The sequence below is a fragment of the Lysinibacillus sp. NPDC097231 genome (assembly GCF_044761885.1).
In the GTDB taxonomy this organism is placed as follows: domain Bacteria; phylum Bacillota; class Bacilli; order Bacillales_A; family Planococcaceae; genus Lysinibacillus.
Genome location: NZ_JBIWDH010000042.1, coordinates 1 through 18,054 on the forward strand (window position 1 = coordinate 1; position 18,054 = coordinate 18,054).

The window sequence follows — 18,054 nt, forward strand, 5'->3', positions numbered from 1 at the left end:
GTCACACCCGTTCCCATACCGAACACGGAAGTTAAGCTCTTTAGCGCCGATGGTAGTTGGGGGCTTCCCCCTGTGAGAGTAGGACGTCGCTAGGCGCAAAAAGTCGCTGCTGATAAACTCAGTAGTGGCTTTTTTTGTCCAAAAGAACTAAAAAAGAGACATTTCGATCAGTAATAGTGAAATGTCTCTTTTATTATTTATACAGTTGCTACTCGTAGCTCTATACGGCGAATTTTTCCAGAGGTTGTTTTTGGCAATTCATCGATAAAGACAATACTACGAGGATATTTATAAGGAGCTGTTAATGCTTTAACGTGCTCCTGAAGCTCTTTTGTTAATTCCTCTTCATCACGGTCTTTAAAGCCGTCTCGTAAGATAACAAAGGCCTTAACAATATGTCCTCTAATTTCATCTGGTGCTGCGACAACAGCACATTCTTGTACTGCTTCATGTTTATTTAAAGCGTCCTCTACTTCGAATGGTCCAATTGTATAGCCTGATGAAATAATAATGTCATCTCCCCGACCTTCAAACCAGAAGTAACCGTCTTCATCGCATTTCGCTTGGTCACCAGTAATATACCAATCGCCACGGAAGGCAGCTTGTGTACGTTCAGGCTCACGATAATACTCTTTAAATAGAGCAGGAGATGACTTGTGTATTGCAATATCCCCAACTTCTCCAATAGGTGCTTCATTACCTTCATGATCTATAATACGCACAATATTGCCCGGAGTAGGAACACCCATTGAACCAGGACGTAACTCAGTATCTTCAAGCGTACCGATTAATAGTGTATTTTCAGTTTGTCCATACCCATCACGCACTTTAAGACCAAAATTGTTCATAAATGTTTCGATTACTGGTCGGTTTAATGGCTCTCCTGCAGAGACAGCACTACGTAGAGAAGATAGATCATAGTCTTTTAAACTATCAATCTTCGCCATAATTCGATATTCTGTCGGGGTACAGCATAATACATTGATCTTTTCATCTTGAATTAGTTGAAGGTATGTTTTTGCATCAAATCCTCCGTGATATACGAAGGCAGTTGCGCCCAGCATTATTGTTGATAGGAATGGGCTCCAAATCCATTTTTGCCAGCCTGGTGCTGCTGTAGCCCAAACTAAATCACCTTCACGTACACAAAGCCACTTTGAAGCTGCTGTTCGAATATGTGCATATCCCCAACCGTGGGAATGAACAACCCCTTTTGGTTTACCAGTAGTACCAGAAGTATAAGAAAGAAATGCCATATCATCTCGTTTTGTGGCAACTGCAGTAAACGTATCAGGCTGTGTATTGGCTAGTTCATCTAAAGATGTCCAATCACCTATAGCATTACCTATGATCAACTTATTATTTAAAGCTTCTACTGAAGAAGTAATACGATCTACCTCACTAGTAAATGCTTCATAGGCAATTACTGCACTAGCAGATGAGTGCTCCATACGATACTCTAAATCACTTGCACGTAACATTTCTGAGCATGAAATAGGAACAATTCCAGCCTTTAGGCACCCAAGGAAGACAAAGTAAGCCTCAGGTAGACGTGGAGTAATAACTAATACGCGATCTCCTTTTTGAATCCCCCTTTTCGTAAAGGCATGCGCGTATTGATTCATTTTTTGCACAAGCTCAACATAGGAGATTGTTCTGCGTTCCTGTTGAGTATTTAGCCATCGTATTGCTTGACGGTCTCTATCTTGAGAGAATTTTTCCAATTCCTCAGTGATGTTGTAAAATTCTGGTGCGATTAAATCGTTTGTTACCATGTGAACATTCCTCCCCTAAATAAATTTGATAGAAAATTCTTAAAACTATTTCCATTTTAACAATTACAATAATATACAGCAAGAATATTCGACACGTTAAATAGAAATATTTGTTTTAATAGAGAACTATTAAGTTCTAATTGCTTATATATCAACCCTTCGACAAAAAATTATAAAAATTTTCACAAAAAGTATTGCATAATTTATAATGCTTGCTATAATAATAAATGTACTTAAGAGGTTTTGAAAACCAAATTGAATATTGTTGTTCCGAAGTAGCTCAGTTGGTAGTAGCACCTGACTGTTAATCAGGTTGTCGCAGGTTCGAGTCCTGCCTTCGGAGCCATTTTTTTTTGCCTTTTTTTAATGTGTCTCTTTGTAAATAGATCTCTTCTAACATCTAAAATCCATTTTAAAGCCAAATTGAATATTGTTGTTCCGAAGTAGCTCAGTTGGTAGTAGCACCTGACTGTTAATCAGGTTGTCGCATGCCCGAGTCCTGCCTTCGGAGCTTTTTTTTTGCCTTTTTTTAGTGTGTCCTCTTGTAAATAGATCTTCTTCTAACATCTAAAAATCCACTTTATATCCTACTATGTCTCCCTGTTTACAAATATTATTGTTTAGATAAATTACAATCAAAATCACAACCTACTTTTAATTATATTAGAATAATTTAAATATCTCTGTTCTTTGAATATTACAGTTAATTGATTGAATATAAATTAGATAAAACGGGAAAATACGAGAAAAAAACTAAATTTATGAATAAAAAATGTGTACGTTTTTCAAAATATACATTGACAAAGTTATTGGTTTTAAAGTAATATTCGGGAAAATGAGGTAAGCTTAGGGGCTTTGGTAAAGAAAAAAGGGGGAGTATTTAATGGAGCCTATTTTAGAGATTGAAAATGTCTCTTTACAGTTTGGTGGAATCAAAGCATTAGATAGCGTCACTTATCATATAAATCAAGGTGAAATCTTTTCGCTAATCGGTCCTAATGGGGCTGGAAAAACAAGTATGCTCAACTGTATCAGCGGTTTATATCAACCGACAAGTGGCTCCATTCGGTACAAAGGGCAAGAAATCATCAATATGAAACCATACAACCGCACGACTTTAGGGATGGCACGTGCCTTTCAAAATATCGCATTGTTTGCGCATATGTCGGTACTCGATAATTTAAAACTAGGAAGACATTCATTGATGAAGTCAGGCATTTTTAGTGGAGGGCTTTATGCTGGAAAAGCTTCTAAAGAGGAGATTGATCATCGGCGAAAGGTAGAAGAGGTTATCGAATTTTTAGAATTGCAGGATATACGCCATACCCCAGTTGGGACGCTATCATACGGGTTACAAAAACGCGTGGAAGTTGGTCGTGCTTTAGCGCTTAATCCAGAGTTGATTTTATTGGATGAGCCTATGGCGGGGATGAACAATGCTGAGAAGGATATGATGGCTAGGTTCATACTAGATATACATGAGGTGATGGGAACGACAGTCGTTTTAATTGAGCATGACTTAGGGGTAGTTATGAGTTTGTCTGATCATATCGCTGTATTGGATTTTGGGAAGTTAATTGGATTTGGGACACCGAAGGAGATTCAACAAAATCCAGATGTAATTAAAGCATATATTGGTGAAGAAACCGTTATTTAAGGGGGAGAGACTGAATGGTCATTCATAAAACATTGCCTACTCTTTTAGCTGAGCGAGCAAAAAATGAACCGAATGCGGTTGCGCTAAGACAAAAATACTTAGGTATATGGAATGAAATAACATGGCATAATTATTTGAAAAATGTGGAATTCTTAGCGGTTTCACTTTCGCATCACTTTCACTTTCAAAGTGGAGAAAAGCTGGCGATTATTGGTGAAAATCGACCGCAGTGGCTATATGCACAAATGGCAACCCAATTGCTAGGGGGCATTTCGGTAGGGATTTATCAAGAATCATTACCAGATCAGGTGGAATTTTATTTAAACGATTGCAAAGCAAGAATTGTCATCGTGGAAGATCAAGAACAAGTAGATAAACTGCTAGAAATAGAGGATCGTATTCCCCTTGTGGAACACATTATTTACTACAATAAGCAAGGATTACGCCATTATAAACACACCAAACTCAGTTTTTTAGATGACTTCTTGAAAAAGGGAGAAGATTTATTAAAGCAGCAGCCTAATTTTTACGAGGAGCAAGCGAGCACGCTAGACACACATAGCCCGGCTGTGATTGCCTATAGCGCCGCAACATCAGGCAGGCCAAAGGGAGCAATACTGACACATTTTAACTTAATCAATGCAGCAAAAAATTTAACGGAGCAGGAGGAAATGAAGAAAAATGATGATTACTTTTCATTTTTACCATTGTCATGGGTAAATGAAAAAGTAGTTAGTACTGTTGTGCCGTTAATTGTCGGATTCGCTATTAACTTTCCAGAAAAGCCGCATACTGTAATGGTTGATTTGCGAGAGATTGGTCCGCAAACATTGCTCGCACCACCTCGTGTGTATCAATCGTTGATGTCTAACTTTACAATTCGAATGGAAGGGGCTAGCTGGTTTAAAAGAAAAGTGTATGACTTCTTTAAAAAGTACGGGGATAAAAAAGCGGTAGCGGATGCCAATAATGAAGTGCTATCAGGTATGGATAAACTGATGTACTTTTTAGGCAACGTCATTATTTTTAGTGCTATTCGCGATCACTTAGGGATAGCTAGGCTGAGAGGAGCGTACGTTGCGGGGGCGGCATTGCAACCGGATGCCTTCCATTTTTATCATAGTATCGGCGTGAATTTAAAGCAAACATACGGTGGGACAGAAGTTGCAGGTATTGCATTTGTTCAGCCAGATCGTCAAATCAAGTCAGGAAGCTCAGGCGTTCCAATTCCTAATACGGAAGTGAAAATAGGAGAAGACGGTATCGTTTATATGAAAAACAACGCCATTTTCTCGGCGTATTTGCATGAGGAAGACCAAAAAGAAGTGGTTGATGGTTGGCTGTCACTAGGTGATCATGGTTATCTTGACGAGCAAGGCCATCTTCATATATTAGATCGGCAAGAGGATCTCATCACGAATTCAGCCGGTGAAAATATTTATCCGAGATTAGTAGAAAATGAGTTAAAGTCAAGTCCATATATTCAAGAAGCTGTTTGCTTCGGTAAAGAAAAGCCATATATGACCGCTATTTTAAATATTGATATGAGTAGCGTCGGGAGATGGGCGGATAAAAACCGCGTTTTATTTACTGAATATTCAGACCTCTCTAGAAACCCGAAAGTTGTAGGGCTCATTGAGCAACAAGTTGAGCAATTAATGAGTAAATTGCCTCCGCAATACCGTGTGAAAAAGTTTTCTATTTTACACAAGCAATTTACGGCAGATCAAGGGGAATTAACGCGCACGTTAAAAATCCGCCGAAACTTTGTGGAACAAAAATATAAAGAATTAATTGATGGCATGTATTCGGATACACAAGAAGTGTCATTAACACCTTCACAAGCCGAATCCGTAGAGGAAGAAGTGAGTTTACGTGTTATTCAAATAAAAATTGAACAGGGGTGGCATGATGACATTCTTCTTACAAATGCTTAGTAACGGAATTGTAGTAGGAAGTATATACGGATTAGTGGCGCTTGGATTCGTATTAATTTATCGAGCAAGTGGTGCGCTAAACCTAGCAAATGGTGAATTCGTTTTATTTGGTCCTTATATTTGTTTAGTGCTGTTAACGTCATATAAGGTTCCGTTCTATATCGCCATCATTATTACGTTAATTGTAAGCGCGATATTAGGATTAATTGTAGAGCGACTTGTTGTTCGTCCATTACAGCATGCACCGGCTATTTCCGTTATCATGGCGACGCTTGGATTGGCGAATTTATTGGGTGGGGCTATCCATATGATTTGGGGGCACGGCACGAAAATCTTCCCACCAGTATTTCCGCAAACACCGATTCAATTTGGTGGGGTAATTGTAACGCCAGTTTATTTATGGTCATTTGTCATTGTTATCGTATTGTTAATTGTTTTCACAATCTTCTTCAAGTATTCCAAAATTGGCTTAGCGATGCGTGCGGTTGCAGACGATCAAGGAGCGGCACAATCGGTAGGGATGAGTGTGAAATTTGTTTATGCTGTAACATGGTCGATCGCAGCAATGGTAGCAGCGATTGGTGGAGTTTTACTAGGAAACATTAGTGGTGTAAGTCCAGTCATGTCGACAATTGGTTTAACGGTATTACCAGTTGTTATTTTAGGGGGACTAGACAGTGTAGCTGGTGCTATCATTGGTGGATTTTTAATCGGCATTGTTCAAAATATTGCGGGAGGCTACTTAGATCCGCTTGTAGGAGGCGGCTTAAAAGAAGTTGTGCCGTTTATCATCGTACTGTTGATTTTAATGGTAAAACCACACGGATTATTCGGCAGCAAAGGCATAGAGAGGGTGTGACGGTGTGAGGAATATATTTGTTCGTGAAAGTGGCAATTATAAAACATCTTATGTAGGTGATATGAAGTTATTTGGTACGGTTAGTGAAAAAGTTAAAATCGTAGTGATTATTGGAGTTTTATTGCTAGTACCGCTATTTACTTCAAACTACTGGGTAGGGTTATTAACGCTCTGTGCCATTTCAGCTATTGGTGCAATAGGGTTAAATATTTTAACAGGATTTACAGGGCAAATTTCGATTGGAGTAGGAGCGTTCCTAGGTGTAGGGGGCTATACGTCGGCGATTATCACATCTACATACGGGCTTAACTTCTGGATCTCTTTGCCATTAGCCGGATTAATTACAGCCATTGTAGGTGGTATTTTCGGATTACCAGCATTACGTTTGAAAGGTTTATATTTGGCAATCGCTACATTAGCGGCGCAAGTAATTATTTTATTTATAATTAGTCGATGGACAAGCGTAACCGGTGGTACATCAGGGATGGTGCTAAGCCGTCCATCGATTGGGTCATTCTCATTCATGTCTAATACATCGTATTATTACTTATCAATTGCGATTTTATTGTTAACGGTGCTGTATGCAACGAATCTATTACGCACGCGAGTAGGGCGAGCTTTCTTAGCTGTTCGTGATCGCGATATAGCAGCACAAATTATGGGGATTAACTTATTCAAATATAAAGTATTGGCATTTGCTGTAAGTTCATTTTTCGTAGGGATAGCTGGTGCTTTACTAGCTCACTATACGATGATTGTAAGTCCAGAACTTTATAGTACAACGGTATCCATTGAGTACTTAGCGATGATTTTAATCGGTGGTTTAGGCAGTGTTTTTGGGTCTATTCTTGGGGCGGTATTTATCACACTATTACCGATTGGTTTAGGAACTGCGATAGATTTAGTTACAGTATACTTCCCAGATTTAAATTACTTATTATCTGCATTTAAAGAACTTGCATTTGGTTTAGTCATTATCCTGTTTTTAATTTTTGAACCAGGAGGGCTAGCGCATATTTGGTTAAATATTAAGAAGTACTTTAAGCTTTGGCCATTCTCGTACTAGTGCCTGCGGGGGGAAATTAAATATATAAATAAAAAAACATACAAACATTAGGGGGAATTAATGTGAAGAAAAGCAAGAAACTATTATGGATGCTATTGAGTACTTTATTTGTACTTGTGCTAGCAGCTTGTAATGGCGATGGTGGCTCAGCAACAGGTAGCGATAAACAAGGCGATAGTAGTACAAATACAGGAAGTAACACAGATAGTAATGCCCGTGAAGTAGTAATTGGGGGACTATGGGATTTAACAGGTGGTACATCTGATGTTGGTGCACCTTTTGCTGAAGGGGCAGAAGCATATGTAGAATATGCTAATTCAAAAGGGATTGAAGGCTTAAATATTAAGTTAATCGGTAAAGACTATGGTTATGTTATTCCAGAAGCACAAAAATTATATCAAGAGCACCGTGACAAAGCTGGTGCACAAGCAATTATTGGTTTCGGTACAGGTGATACAGAGGCGTTACGTCAGCAAGTAGCTGCCGATGAATTCCCATTCGTCTCAGGTTCATTGTCGGAGAACTTAAAAGATACAAAGGAATCGCCATATAACTTCTTAGTGGCAGCTTCGTACTCTGACCAAGGTCGTGCATTATTAAAATGGATCAAAGAAAATCATAAAGGCGGCGAGCCAACAGTAGCATTACTTTACAATGATACAGCGTTTGGCCGTTCTCCAGTTGAAGATATGAAAGCGTACGCAAAAGAAATCGGTGTTAAGGTTGTGGACGAGCAAGTAATCGACGTAAAAGCAACAGAAGCACAATCACAACTATTAAATATGAAAAAGAAAAACCCAGACTATGCAATCATTCAGCAAACTTGGGCAGCAACTTCTACAATTTTACGTGACGCAAAAACATTGGGAATCGATACACAATTCATGGGTCTTAACTGGACTACAGGTGAAGGCCTATTCGATAATGTAGATGCGGCAACTGCTGAAGGATATATGGGCGTACTGATTAACTCTATGCCAGGTGATGATGTGCCAGGGATGGCTGAAATAGAAGAATACTTAAAAGGCAAAGGCAAAAAAGACGAAGACATCAACCAAAAATTCGTACAAGGTTGGGTAACAGCGAAAATTATGGTTGAAGGTATTAAGAAAGCAGCTGAATTAAACCCAGATGGTGACATTAAAGGTGCTCAAATCCGTGAAGGTATGGAGTCTTTAACAGATCTAGACTTAGGCGGTGTAGCAGCAAATGTATCATACTCAGCTGACAACCATGCAGGTACAAAAGAAATTCGTATTGGTGTTGTAAAAGACGGCAAATGGGAAGCAATTACAGATTACATTAGTTTCGAAGATTAATTTTCTGTAATAGAAAGGAGGGACTTACATGCTTCAGGTAAATAATTTAGAGGCTGTTTATCAGAAAATTATCCTAGCATTAAAAGGAATGTCCCTTCATGTACCCGAAGGAAAAATTGTTGCGCTTCTTGGTAGTAATGGAGCGGGTAAGTCCACAACTTTAAAAGCTATTTCAGGTCTCCTCTCGGGTGATGGAGGAAAAATTACAGATGGTACGATTGAGTTTCAAGGTGAGGTCATCAATGGTATTATGCCAGATGTCCTTGTCAAAAAGGGAATTTTCTTAAGTATGGAAGGGCGTCGTGTTTTCAAAGACTTAACCGTAGAAGAAAATTTGATTGCAGGGGCCTATACGCGAAAAGATCGTGGTAATATTAAGGCTGATATTGAAAAGATATACGGCTATTTCCCGAAGCTAAAAATGCTCCAATCACGTAAAGCGGGTTATTTATCGGGCGGTGAACAGCAAATGTTGGCGATTGGTCGTGGCTTGATGGCTAAACCTAAACTATTATTACTCGATGAGCCGTCTTTAGGGATTGCGCCGCTGTTAGTACAAGAAATCTTCCAAAACATTAAAAAGATTAATGAAGAAGAGGGTATGTCTATTCTAGTAGTTGAGCAAAATGCCAATGTTGCATTATCGATTGCACATTACGGCTATATTATGGAAAATGGCCGCGTAGTGATGCAAGGGGATGCAGCTAGCCTATTATCCGATAATGAAATTAGTGAGCATTATTTAGGAATAGGTAAAGAAGGTAGTAAAGATTATAAAGAAGCAAAATCATATAAACGACGCCAACGTATCGTTTGGTAAAAATAGTAGCTGCTACAGTAATTCGTAGCAGCTTTTTTAGGTAATTATTGATTTTTAAATAAGTACTCGATTGGATAGTTTAGTTTACATACATTTGAGCGGTTTTTAGTGTTATTTACTTGTTTAACCTAATTTATTCCGATAAAAGTGAGGTTGTTTTAAATCTACTCACTCTCAATCAATCTACAACTACAATTATAATAAGTAGAAACTACATTTAAATTGATTGTAGATAAATAATTGAGAAGATGGTAGGATAAAGATAGATTTTTAAGCGTTTTTATAAGCAAATATTTAGTTTTAAAAAATATTAAAAAGTACTTGCTAAGTATAAAAAATGATGTTATTATAAATATTGTCTTATTGAGAAGTATTTAACATGTTGGCCCCTTGGTCAAGTGGTTAAGACACCGCCCTTTCACGGCGGTAACACGGGTTCGAATCCCGTAGGGGTCACCACTTTATAAGCTTTGTAGTAATGCAGAAGGCTTGAAAAGAAAATAAACTGTGAAGAATTTAACACCTGTTTCTATGGAGGATTAGCTCAGCTGGGAGAGCATCTGCCTTACAAGCAGAGGGTCGGCGGTTCGAGCCCGTCATCCTCCACCATAATGTGTTATTTCGGAGGGGTAGCGAAGTGGCTAAACGCGGCGGACTGTAAATCCGCTCCTTAGGGTTCGGCGGTTCGAATCCGTCCCCCTCCACCAGTTTTTTATAAATGATTGGGGTATAGCCAAGCGGTAAGGCAACGGATTTTGATTCCGTCATGCCTAGGTTCGAATCCTAGTACCCCAGCCATTTTTTCTTTTATGAGCCATTAGCTCAGTTGGTAGAGCATCTGACTTTTAATCAGAGGGTCGAAGGTTCGAGTCCTTCATGGCTCACTTTTTTATAGAATAAAACATATTCAAAAGTGTTACATTAACTACAGATACTAATCTCTTGCTGAAAACAGCAGGAGATTTTTTTGTTGTATGAATATACGGAAAATTGTCGAGTTGAGCCAAGTTGCATATAGGATTTACAATAGTCTTACAATTCAAAGGGGGTATAAAAAGATGAATAAACTAAATATTTCTATTATTGGTGTGCCAACAGATTATGGACAAACGCGTAGAGGCGTTGATATGGGACCAAGTGCTATCCGCTACGCAGGTGTAGTGGAACGATTAGAGGCAATTGGCCATGTGGTAAACGATCAAGGGGATATTCGTGTTAGGCAAAAACAGGAAGGCGCTATTGTTGATGAAAAATTACTAAATTTAGAGGAAGTAGTCGATGTAAGCACATCATTAGCAAACAGTGTACATGAAGCTATAGAGCAGAAGAAGTTTCCACTTGTATTTGGTGGTGATCATAGTATTGCTATTGGTACACTTGCGGGCCTTGGTGAGCATTATAAAAACTTAGGTGTTATTTGGTTCGATGCACATGCTGATTTAAATACACCGGAAACGACACCATCTGGAAATATCCATGGTATGCCATTAGCTGTTAGCATTGGATTAGGTCATGAACGATTAGTACAAATTCGAAATTATGCCCCAAAAATTAAGCCTGAGAACGTTATCATTATTGGTGCACGTTCTGTAGATCCAGGCGAACGTGAGTTAATTCGTCAGCAAGGGATCAAGGTATATACAATGCACGAGGTAGATCGACTTGGTATGTCGCGTGTAATGGAAGATGCTCTTGCCCATTTAAGAGAGCGTAACGTGGATGGTCTACACCTATCACTTGATTTAGATGGATTAGATCCGCTTTATACTCCAGGGGTTGGAACACCTGTACCTGGTGGTATTACGTATAGAGAAAGCCATTTAGCAATGGAAATGCTACAGGAATCAGGTATGCTAACTTCTGCTGAATTTGTAGAGGTTAACCCGATTTTAGATGAAAAGAATGCAACAGCAAATGTTGCTGTTGCATTAATGGGTTCTTTACTTGGAGAAACGTTAGTTTAAAGAAAATTGACGAAAAATTTCCTTTCACCACAATGTCTAAAAATCTTTTGCTATAATTGAACTAAAATGAAACTTTTCTTATTAATGGCACGTAGAGTATAAGACAGTTGTAAAGGTGGAGAAGTCAACACAATGGATGCGTTAGTAAATAAGAAAATAAAACAAGTGCTTAAAGGCGATCAAAACGCATTTGCCGATATTGTGAGTCTCTATCAGCACAAACTGTACCAAGTATGCTATAGGATGTTAGGGAACAAACAAGAATCTGAGGATATTGCACAAGAAGCGTTTGTTCGTGCCTATATGAATTTGCATACTTTTGATCAGAAAAGAAAATTTTCAACTTGGCTTTATCGCATAGCCACAAACCTCTGCATAGACCGTATCCGGAAGAAAAAGCCGGATTACTATTTAGATGCGGAAGTAGCGGGTACAGAAGGGCTTGATATGTATTCGCAAATCGCAGCAGATGACCAGCTACCAGAGGAACAGATAGAGCAAATGGAGCTGCAGGATCGCATTCAATATGAGATTGGACGTTTGCCGGATAAATACCGTTCAGTTATAGTATTGAAATATATTGAGGAGTTATCGTTACAGGAAATTAGTGAGATTTTAGATATGCCTCTTGGAACGGTGAAAACGAGAATTCACCGCGGACGTGAAGCATTACGTAAGCAATTAAACAATCTGTAGGAGGGGGAGCGTCATGAATACTTGTCCAGAGCATATAATAGACCATATGCATGATTATTTAGATGGTGACATTAGTCGTGAGCATGAGCAAGAGTTGAAACAACATTTGCATTCATGCAGTGATTGTAAACAATTGATGCAGGAATTAAGTGAAACAATCGCCTTTGTGAAGAGTGCTTCCCATATTACAGCACCTCCGCATTTTGAAGAAGCCGTGATGGCTCGTTTACCGAAACCAAAAAGCCGTGTAGGCTTGCAAAAATGGATTCGCCGACATCCATTTTTTGTGGCAGCAGCAGTATTTTGCTTATTCATGAGTGCAACTTTACTTGGTAGCTTCATGGATGACCAACATTTCTCAGTGACCAAACAACCAAATCTAGTTGTTGAAGGTCAAACCGTTATTGTGCCTCAGGGTGAAGTGGTTAAAGGTGATATTGTTGTTAAAAATGGTGATCTAATTGTTGAGGGTGAAGTAGATGGCAATGTCACAGTTATTAACGGGCAGTACATGGCATCTTCAGCAGTTGTTTCAGGTAAAATAGAAGAAATTGATGAAGTGTTCGAATGGCTATGGTATACAATTAAAAATTCAGTAAAGGCTGCCGTGACATTCGAGGAAAAAGAAGAAACTAAATAACACTCTATACGTCCTAGAAGGTAGTGCACGTGAGAGGCTGAAAGGTCTACTCTTTTGAGTAGATTTTTTATTTGAAAAAAGTTACATTTGATAAGAATGTGCTATACTTAAATGTGTATGGATTCGCAATGAAAAGTGGGGGATGCCACGTGCAAATTATCGAACATTTCGCTGATTTAACACCTGTGAATATTGTTATTAACTTCTTAGATGTACTGCTCGTTTGGTACGTTATTTATAAAATTTTAACCCTCATTAAAGGTACGAAGGCTGTCCAATTATTAAAAGGAATTTTCGTCATTATTATTGCGCGCATCGTTACGGACTTTTTAGGGTTAGAAACTTTAGGCTGGATGCTAAAGCAAGTAATTGAGTTCGGATTCTTGGCGATTATTATTATTTTCCAACCTGAAATAAGACGTGGTCTTGAACAAATTGGTCGGGGGAAGTTGTTCCAACGTTCAACTAGTCAAGAAGAGGAAGAGCAAACAAGGCTTATAGAGGCCATGAAGAAATCAGTTAGTTATATGGCCAAACGTCGTATAGGGGCGTTAATTTCTATTGAAAAAGAAACTGGTCTAAATGAATATATTGAAACTGGTATAGGTCTAAATGCTGAAATCTCGTCTGAGTTACTCATTAACATTTTCATACCTAATACACCACTTCATGACGGTGCGGTTATTATGCAGAAGGATAAAGTAACGGCGGCAGCTTGTTATTTACCTCTTTCTGAAAGTCCATTTATCTCTAAAGAGCTTGGGACACGCCACCGTGCCGCACTTGGCTTAAGTGAAGTGACAGATGCCATTACTATTGTAGTATCTGAAGAAACTGGTGCCATTAGTATTACACTGAATGGTAATTTACATCGAAATCTTTCTCTAGAGGAATTCGAAACACAGTTACGCAAAATGTGGTTCGGATCAGCACAAGAATCAAATGCAGCCTCTAAGTTGACTTGGAGGGGGAAAAAGAATGGATAAAATGATGGATAGCCCTTGGGTGTTACGCATCATCGCACTATTTCTAGCCTGTTTGCTATTTTTCTCCGTTCGTACCGAATTATCTTCACCAAATAAAACAATCACGAGTGAGCAAACAGAGGTAATTCGTGATGTACCTGTTGATGTATATTATGACAATGAGAATCTTATTGTAACGGGTCTACCGAAAACTGTCGATGTTACGATAAAAGGTCCAATGACACTGGTTTTACAAGCGAAAGCATCAAAAGATTTTTCCGTATTTGTAGATTTGAGTAATTTACTAATAGGGAAGCATAATGTAAAACTACAGTACGAGAATATTTCAGAAAAGTTACAAGTTACATTAGACCCAGCGATGGTTAATGTGAATATAGAGGAAAAGGTCACGCAGGAGTTCCGAGTTGACCCAGAGATGAATAATCGTTTAATTGAAGAGGGTTATATATTAAAAGGGATGTCTGCTAATCCCGCTACAGTCTATGTTACAGGTGCCAAAAGTGCAATTGAAAGCATTAGTTATGTCAAAGCTACTGTAACCGGTGAGCCTGGCTTAAAAGGACCATTCTCTCAGGTAGCTGCAGTGAAAGTATTAGACCGTGATTTAAATAAATTAGATGTGACGATTGAACCAGAAAATGTAAAGGTGCAAGTAGATATAGCAGAATACAGTAAAGATTTACCTATTGCTCTTAAGGAGCTAGGAAATGCACTAAATGGTATTACCATTAACCAATTAACCATTAATCCTACGATGGTAAAAGTGTATGGAAGAAAATCAATCATAGATGGTTTAACTGAAATTCCTGTAGAAGTTGATTTGTCAAAAATTACAGAATCCAAAACTTATGAGTTTGATGTAAAATTACCAGAAGGTGTGACAAAAATATCTGAACCAAAAATTAAAGTAAAAGCAGATATTACGAAGGTAGAGCAGGAAAATACAACACCAACAGTTTCTACTCCTTCGCCTCCTTTAGAGGAATCAAAAACTCCTTCTGAGGAAAACACTCCAGTTGAGAATACAGAAGATATTGATTCTTAAACAATAACTGACTATAATTTTATTTTGATTCAGTAGAGATTTTATTCTCTAGCGATAAGAGTATTTTTCTCGTATTAGGGCACTAACGAAAACTAAATGTACTCACACTGAAAATCAAAATGCCCTATGCCAATGGAAGTAGCCATAAAACATTAGCTGAGTCAATACAGGTCCAGTTAAAACTGCATAGGGATAAATTAGTAGTTACCAGTAGATAAACGAAAATAAACTTTTCCAAAAGTAAGCAGATGAGTGATCAGATTGTCAGCGTAGACAAGCTAATCACCGTCTTGCATTGAAGGAGAGAATAATCAAAATGGGTAAATATTTTGGAACAGATGGCGTCCGTGGCGTCGCGAATAGTGAATTAACACCGGAATTTGCATTTAAACTTGGCCGAGTAGGAGGCTATGTTTTAACGAAGGATGCAACTGACCGTCCAAAGGTTTTAATCGGTCGTGATACACGTATTTCAGGTGAAATGCTTGAAGGTGCACTTGTAGCGGGTCTTTTATCAATCGGTGTAGAGGTAATGCGTCTTGGAGTTATTTCAACTCCAGGAGTGGCTTACCTTACCCGAATTCTAAGCGCAGATGCAGGCGTCATGATTTCAGCTTCACACAACCCAGTTGCCGATAATGGCATTAAATTTTTTGGCCCCGATGGTTTTAAGCTGACAGATGCTCAAGAAGACGAAATTGAAGCATTACTTGATGCTCAAGAAGATACATTGCCACGTCCAATCGGGGCAGATTTAGGCTCTGTAAGCGACTACTTTGAGGGCGGACAAAAATATATTCAATACTTAAAGCAAACAGTTGATGAAGAATTTGATGGTATCCTCGTAGCTCTAGATTGTGCACATGGTGCTACGTCTTCACTAGCTACACATCTATTTGCGGATTTGGAAGCGGATATTTCAACAATGGGTGCTTCACCAACAGGTCTAAATATTAATGATGGTGTAGGTTCTACACATCCAGAGGGACTAGCTAAATTTGTTACAGAAAAAGGCGCAGATGTTGGATTAGCCTTTGATGGTGATGGAGACCGCTTAATTGCAGTTGATGAAAACGGCAAGATCGTCGATGGCGATCAAATTATGTTCATCATTGGAAAGCATTTGAATGCTGTTGGCCGCTTGAAAAAGCAAACCGTCGTATCAACAGTGATGAGTAATATGGGCTTCTATAAAGCTGTTGAAGATAATGGTATGAAAAGTGTACAAACAGCTGTAGGTGACCGTTATGTCGTAGAAGAGATGCGAGCTAATGATTATAACTTAGGTGGCGAGCAATCAGGTCATATCGTCTTCCTTGACTTTAATACAACAGGTGATGGCTTACTGACAGGTATTCAGCTTGTTAATATTATGAAAGCTACTGGCAAGAAACTTTCTGAGCTGGCATCTGAAATGAAAGTTTTCCCGCAGCGTCTAGTAAACGTGCGTGTAACTGACAAGCATGCTGTTACAGAAAATGCAAAGGTTGCTACAGTGATTGCTGAAGTAGAAGCTGATATGAATGGTAATGGACGCGTTTTAGTGCGCCCTTCAGGTACAGAGCCACTTGTACGAGTAATGGTGGAAGCTGCTACAGAGGCCGACTGTGAACGATATGTTGAGCGCATTGCAGATGTCGTACGTACTGAAATGGGCTTAGTCGAATAAAAGATATTGAAACTCGATTTCTCGTGATGGGAGATCGAGTTTTTATTTGGTTCTAATTCCTTTACAATTTCCCCTATCTTCAAAGCGATTCCCCCTTAATAATTAGTGTTCTAGTTTTAGAATTTCGACGACATAAACTGTATCACCTTGTTGGGGTCTCGTCCTAAACAATGGCAACAAGTACTTGTCTATTTTTCACGATTCCCTACCTCATTACTTTGAACTATTGATTTTAGTTATGTGTTATTTTGACAAAGTGTACATACATTAGACCTTCCTAAAGCACATTACATAAAATTAATTAAAAAAATTTAAGCCAAATCACCTTACCGTTTGTCTAATAGATGAAAACCAAAACGAAAGGAGGAATGAAGATGAAACTTGAACGTTTAGTAAAGAAAGCACAAAAAGGTGATGATAAAGCCTACTTAATGCTTTTCCAACAGTACGAAACAGATATTTATAGAATGGCTTATGTCTATGTAAAAAATAAAGACGATGCATTAGATCTTGTTCAAGAAGTGGCTTATCAGTCATTTAAGAAAATCAATACATTGAAAAAAACAGAGTATTTTAAGACTTGGCTCATGAAAATTACGATTAATTGTGCATTGAACTTAATCAATAAAAACAAGAAGGTAATTCCGCTAAATTCAAACTTTGAAGTGCTAATTGGGTCAGAAGATGAAGATATTGCACTTACTTTATCTTTAGAAAAACTGATTGATACTTTAAAAGAGGATGAGAAGAGTATCATTTTACTAAAATATTACGATGATCGTACATTAAGGGAAATTTCAGAGATATTAGACATCCCACTTGGAACCGTAAAATCTGTCCTATACCGTGCTTTAGATAAGCTTCGCCAAAATTTAAAGGAGGTAGATAAATATGCATAACAATCTTAAACAAGAGTTATCAAAAATCGAAATTCCTGTAGAGATTCATGAAAGAAGTAAATTGGGCATTAATAAAGCAAAGTCTGAAATGGGTGGCAAACTGAATCGTTTTGTAAAAAAACGATTGGCTATAGCTGTTATTTCTGCTTGTTTAATGATTCCAACAGGTGCATTTGCTTATCAAGCATTACTTGCCGATGATTTATATGGTTCATTTGATAATTTAAAAAAACATGTGGCAAATGTTACGATGGAAAGTTACTTATTATTTAATGCAAAGCTAGATCAAGCAAAAGGCGATCTAGGAAAAGAAGAGTTTAAACAATTTAAAAATTTATTAAAAGTATTTACAAGCGCAAAAGTTGAATATGGTGATAAAAATGGAAACATAGATTATTCTCATGTCCCTGCAGAACAGTTAGAAGAAATTAAAGCAGCATTGTACGAAGTTCAACCAATCTTTGATAAGTTAAACGGACTACCATCAAGCAAAGAGATTTTAACAGCCGAAGAGTATGAACAATACATTCAAGCCTTATTAAACTATGAAACGATTATGGCACAATTAGGAGTAACAAGTGTTCCGGATGTCACTTCAATTCCTGCAGAGTCACAAGAGGAATTCATTAAAGCTCAAGAATACTTAAATTATGTAAATGAAAAACAAACAAATTGGAAATTGAAAAATAGATAGAAGACAGCGGGTAATAAACATACCAAGT

Annotated in this window: 15 protein-coding genes, 7 tRNA genes and 1 rRNA gene; 22 read left to right on the forward strand and 1 reads right to left on the reverse strand. The window is 38.2% G+C overall.

The annotated features are described in order from the left end of the window. Nucleotides 1-95: ribosomal RNA gene (gene rrf, locus ACIQXF_RS19890) — 5S ribosomal RNA — on the forward strand; the annotation flags it as partial. A gap of 102 nt (nucleotides 96-197) precedes the next feature. Here the strand turns inward: rrf and mbcS are convergent. Further along, on the reverse strand, nucleotides 198-1,775 hold the full coding sequence (gene mbcS / locus ACIQXF_RS19895) for an acyl-CoA synthetase MbcS (RefSeq protein WP_402786543.1): 1,578 nt from the start codon (nucleotides 1,773-1,775) through the stop codon (nucleotides 198-200). A 269-nt stretch (nucleotides 1,776-2,044) separates the two neighbouring features. On the opposite strand from mbcS, the gene ACIQXF_RS19900 reads away from it, so the two are divergent. From ACIQXF_RS19900 to ACIQXF_RS20000, 21 genes are all read left to right on the forward strand, one after another. Beyond that, nucleotides 2,045-2,121, forward strand: a tRNA-Asn gene (locus ACIQXF_RS19900). A gap of 91 nt (nucleotides 2,122-2,212) precedes the next feature. Beyond that, a tRNA-Asn gene (locus ACIQXF_RS19905) sits at nucleotides 2,213-2,286 on the forward strand. A 372-nt stretch (nucleotides 2,287-2,658) separates the two neighbouring features. Beyond that, complete coding sequence (locus ACIQXF_RS19910) at nucleotides 2,659-3,432, forward strand: ABC transporter ATP-binding protein (RefSeq protein WP_402786546.1); 774 nt, start codon at nucleotides 2,659-2,661, stop codon at nucleotides 3,430-3,432. Between the two features lie 14 nt (nucleotides 3,433-3,446). Further along, nucleotides 3,447-5,369, forward strand: coding sequence for an AMP-dependent synthetase/ligase (locus ACIQXF_RS19915; protein ID WP_402786549.1), 1,923 nt, complete (start codon nucleotides 3,447-3,449; stop codon nucleotides 5,367-5,369). Next, on the forward strand, nucleotides 5,344-6,228 hold the full coding sequence (locus tag ACIQXF_RS19920; protein WP_402786656.1) for a branched-chain amino acid ABC transporter permease: 885 nt from the start codon (nucleotides 5,344-5,346) through the stop codon (nucleotides 6,226-6,228). Before ACIQXF_RS19915 ends, ACIQXF_RS19920 begins: the two co-directional genes overlap by 26 nt. Before the next feature lie 4 nt (nucleotides 6,229-6,232). Further along, nucleotides 6,233-7,294 (forward strand): branched-chain amino acid ABC transporter permease, encoded by a 1,062-nt coding sequence (locus ACIQXF_RS19925; protein ID WP_402786552.1) that lies wholly within the window; start codon nucleotides 6,233-6,235, stop codon nucleotides 7,292-7,294. Between the two features lie 89 nt (nucleotides 7,295-7,383). Then, a complete protein-coding gene (locus ACIQXF_RS19930; protein WP_402786659.1) occupies nucleotides 7,384-8,613 on the forward strand; it encodes an ABC transporter substrate-binding protein in 1,230 nt (409 codons plus the stop codon). 28 nt (nucleotides 8,614-8,641) lie between these two features. Beyond that, entirely contained in the window at nucleotides 8,642-9,433 is a 792-nt protein-coding gene (locus ACIQXF_RS19935; protein ID WP_402786555.1) for an ABC transporter ATP-binding protein, read from the forward strand. 384 nt (nucleotides 9,434-9,817) lie between these two features. Next, nucleotides 9,818-9,892: transfer RNA gene (locus tag ACIQXF_RS19940), tRNA-Glu, on the forward strand. 74 nt (nucleotides 9,893-9,966) lie between these two features. Continuing rightward, nucleotides 9,967-10,042 (forward strand) — tRNA-Val (locus tag ACIQXF_RS19945). Between the two features lie 14 nt (nucleotides 10,043-10,056). Continuing rightward, nucleotides 10,057-10,140, forward strand: a tRNA-Tyr gene (locus ACIQXF_RS19950). A gap of 16 nt (nucleotides 10,141-10,156) precedes the next feature. Then, a tRNA-Gln gene (locus ACIQXF_RS19955) sits at nucleotides 10,157-10,231 on the forward strand. Between the two features lie 13 nt (nucleotides 10,232-10,244). Further along, a tRNA-Lys gene (locus ACIQXF_RS19960) sits at nucleotides 10,245-10,317 on the forward strand. Between the two features lie 174 nt (nucleotides 10,318-10,491). Beyond that, complete coding sequence (gene rocF, locus ACIQXF_RS19965) at nucleotides 10,492-11,397, forward strand: arginase (RefSeq protein WP_402786558.1); 906 nt, start codon at nucleotides 10,492-10,494, stop codon at nucleotides 11,395-11,397. 132 nt (nucleotides 11,398-11,529) lie between these two features. Further along, nucleotides 11,530-12,093, forward strand: a complete 564-nt coding sequence (gene sigW / locus ACIQXF_RS19970) for an RNA polymerase sigma factor SigW (protein ID WP_370048520.1) — start codon at nucleotides 11,530-11,532, stop codon at nucleotides 12,091-12,093. Between the two features lie 13 nt (nucleotides 12,094-12,106). After that, on the forward strand, nucleotides 12,107-12,733 hold the full coding sequence (locus ACIQXF_RS19975) for a zf-HC2 domain-containing protein (protein WP_402786562.1): 627 nt from the start codon (nucleotides 12,107-12,109) through the stop codon (nucleotides 12,731-12,733). A gap of 149 nt (nucleotides 12,734-12,882) precedes the next feature. Then, entirely contained in the window at nucleotides 12,883-13,719 is an 837-nt protein-coding gene (gene cdaA / locus ACIQXF_RS19980) for a diadenylate cyclase CdaA (protein ID WP_402786570.1), read from the forward strand. Then, entirely contained in the window at nucleotides 13,712-14,764 is a 1,053-nt protein-coding gene (locus tag ACIQXF_RS19985) for a CdaR family protein (protein ID WP_402786573.1), read from the forward strand. Before cdaA ends, ACIQXF_RS19985 begins: the two co-directional genes overlap by 8 nt. Before the next feature lie 316 nt (nucleotides 14,765-15,080). Next, nucleotides 15,081-16,433 carry a phosphoglucosamine mutase gene (glmM, locus tag ACIQXF_RS19990; RefSeq protein WP_402786575.1) on the forward strand — a complete coding sequence of 451 codons (1,353 nt, stop codon included), beginning with the start codon at nucleotides 15,081-15,083 and terminating at the stop codon, nucleotides 16,431-16,433. A 374-nt stretch (nucleotides 16,434-16,807) separates the two neighbouring features. Continuing rightward, nucleotides 16,808-17,332, forward strand: coding sequence for a sigma-70 family RNA polymerase sigma factor (locus ACIQXF_RS19995; RefSeq protein ID WP_402786578.1), 525 nt, complete (start codon nucleotides 16,808-16,810; stop codon nucleotides 17,330-17,332). Beyond that, complete coding sequence (locus ACIQXF_RS20000; RefSeq protein WP_402786581.1) at nucleotides 17,325-18,026, forward strand: DUF3600 domain-containing protein; 702 nt, start codon at nucleotides 17,325-17,327, stop codon at nucleotides 18,024-18,026. The genes ACIQXF_RS19995 and ACIQXF_RS20000 overlap by 8 nt, the downstream gene beginning before the upstream one ends. The last annotated feature ends 28 nt before the right edge of the window (nucleotides 18,027-18,054 follow it).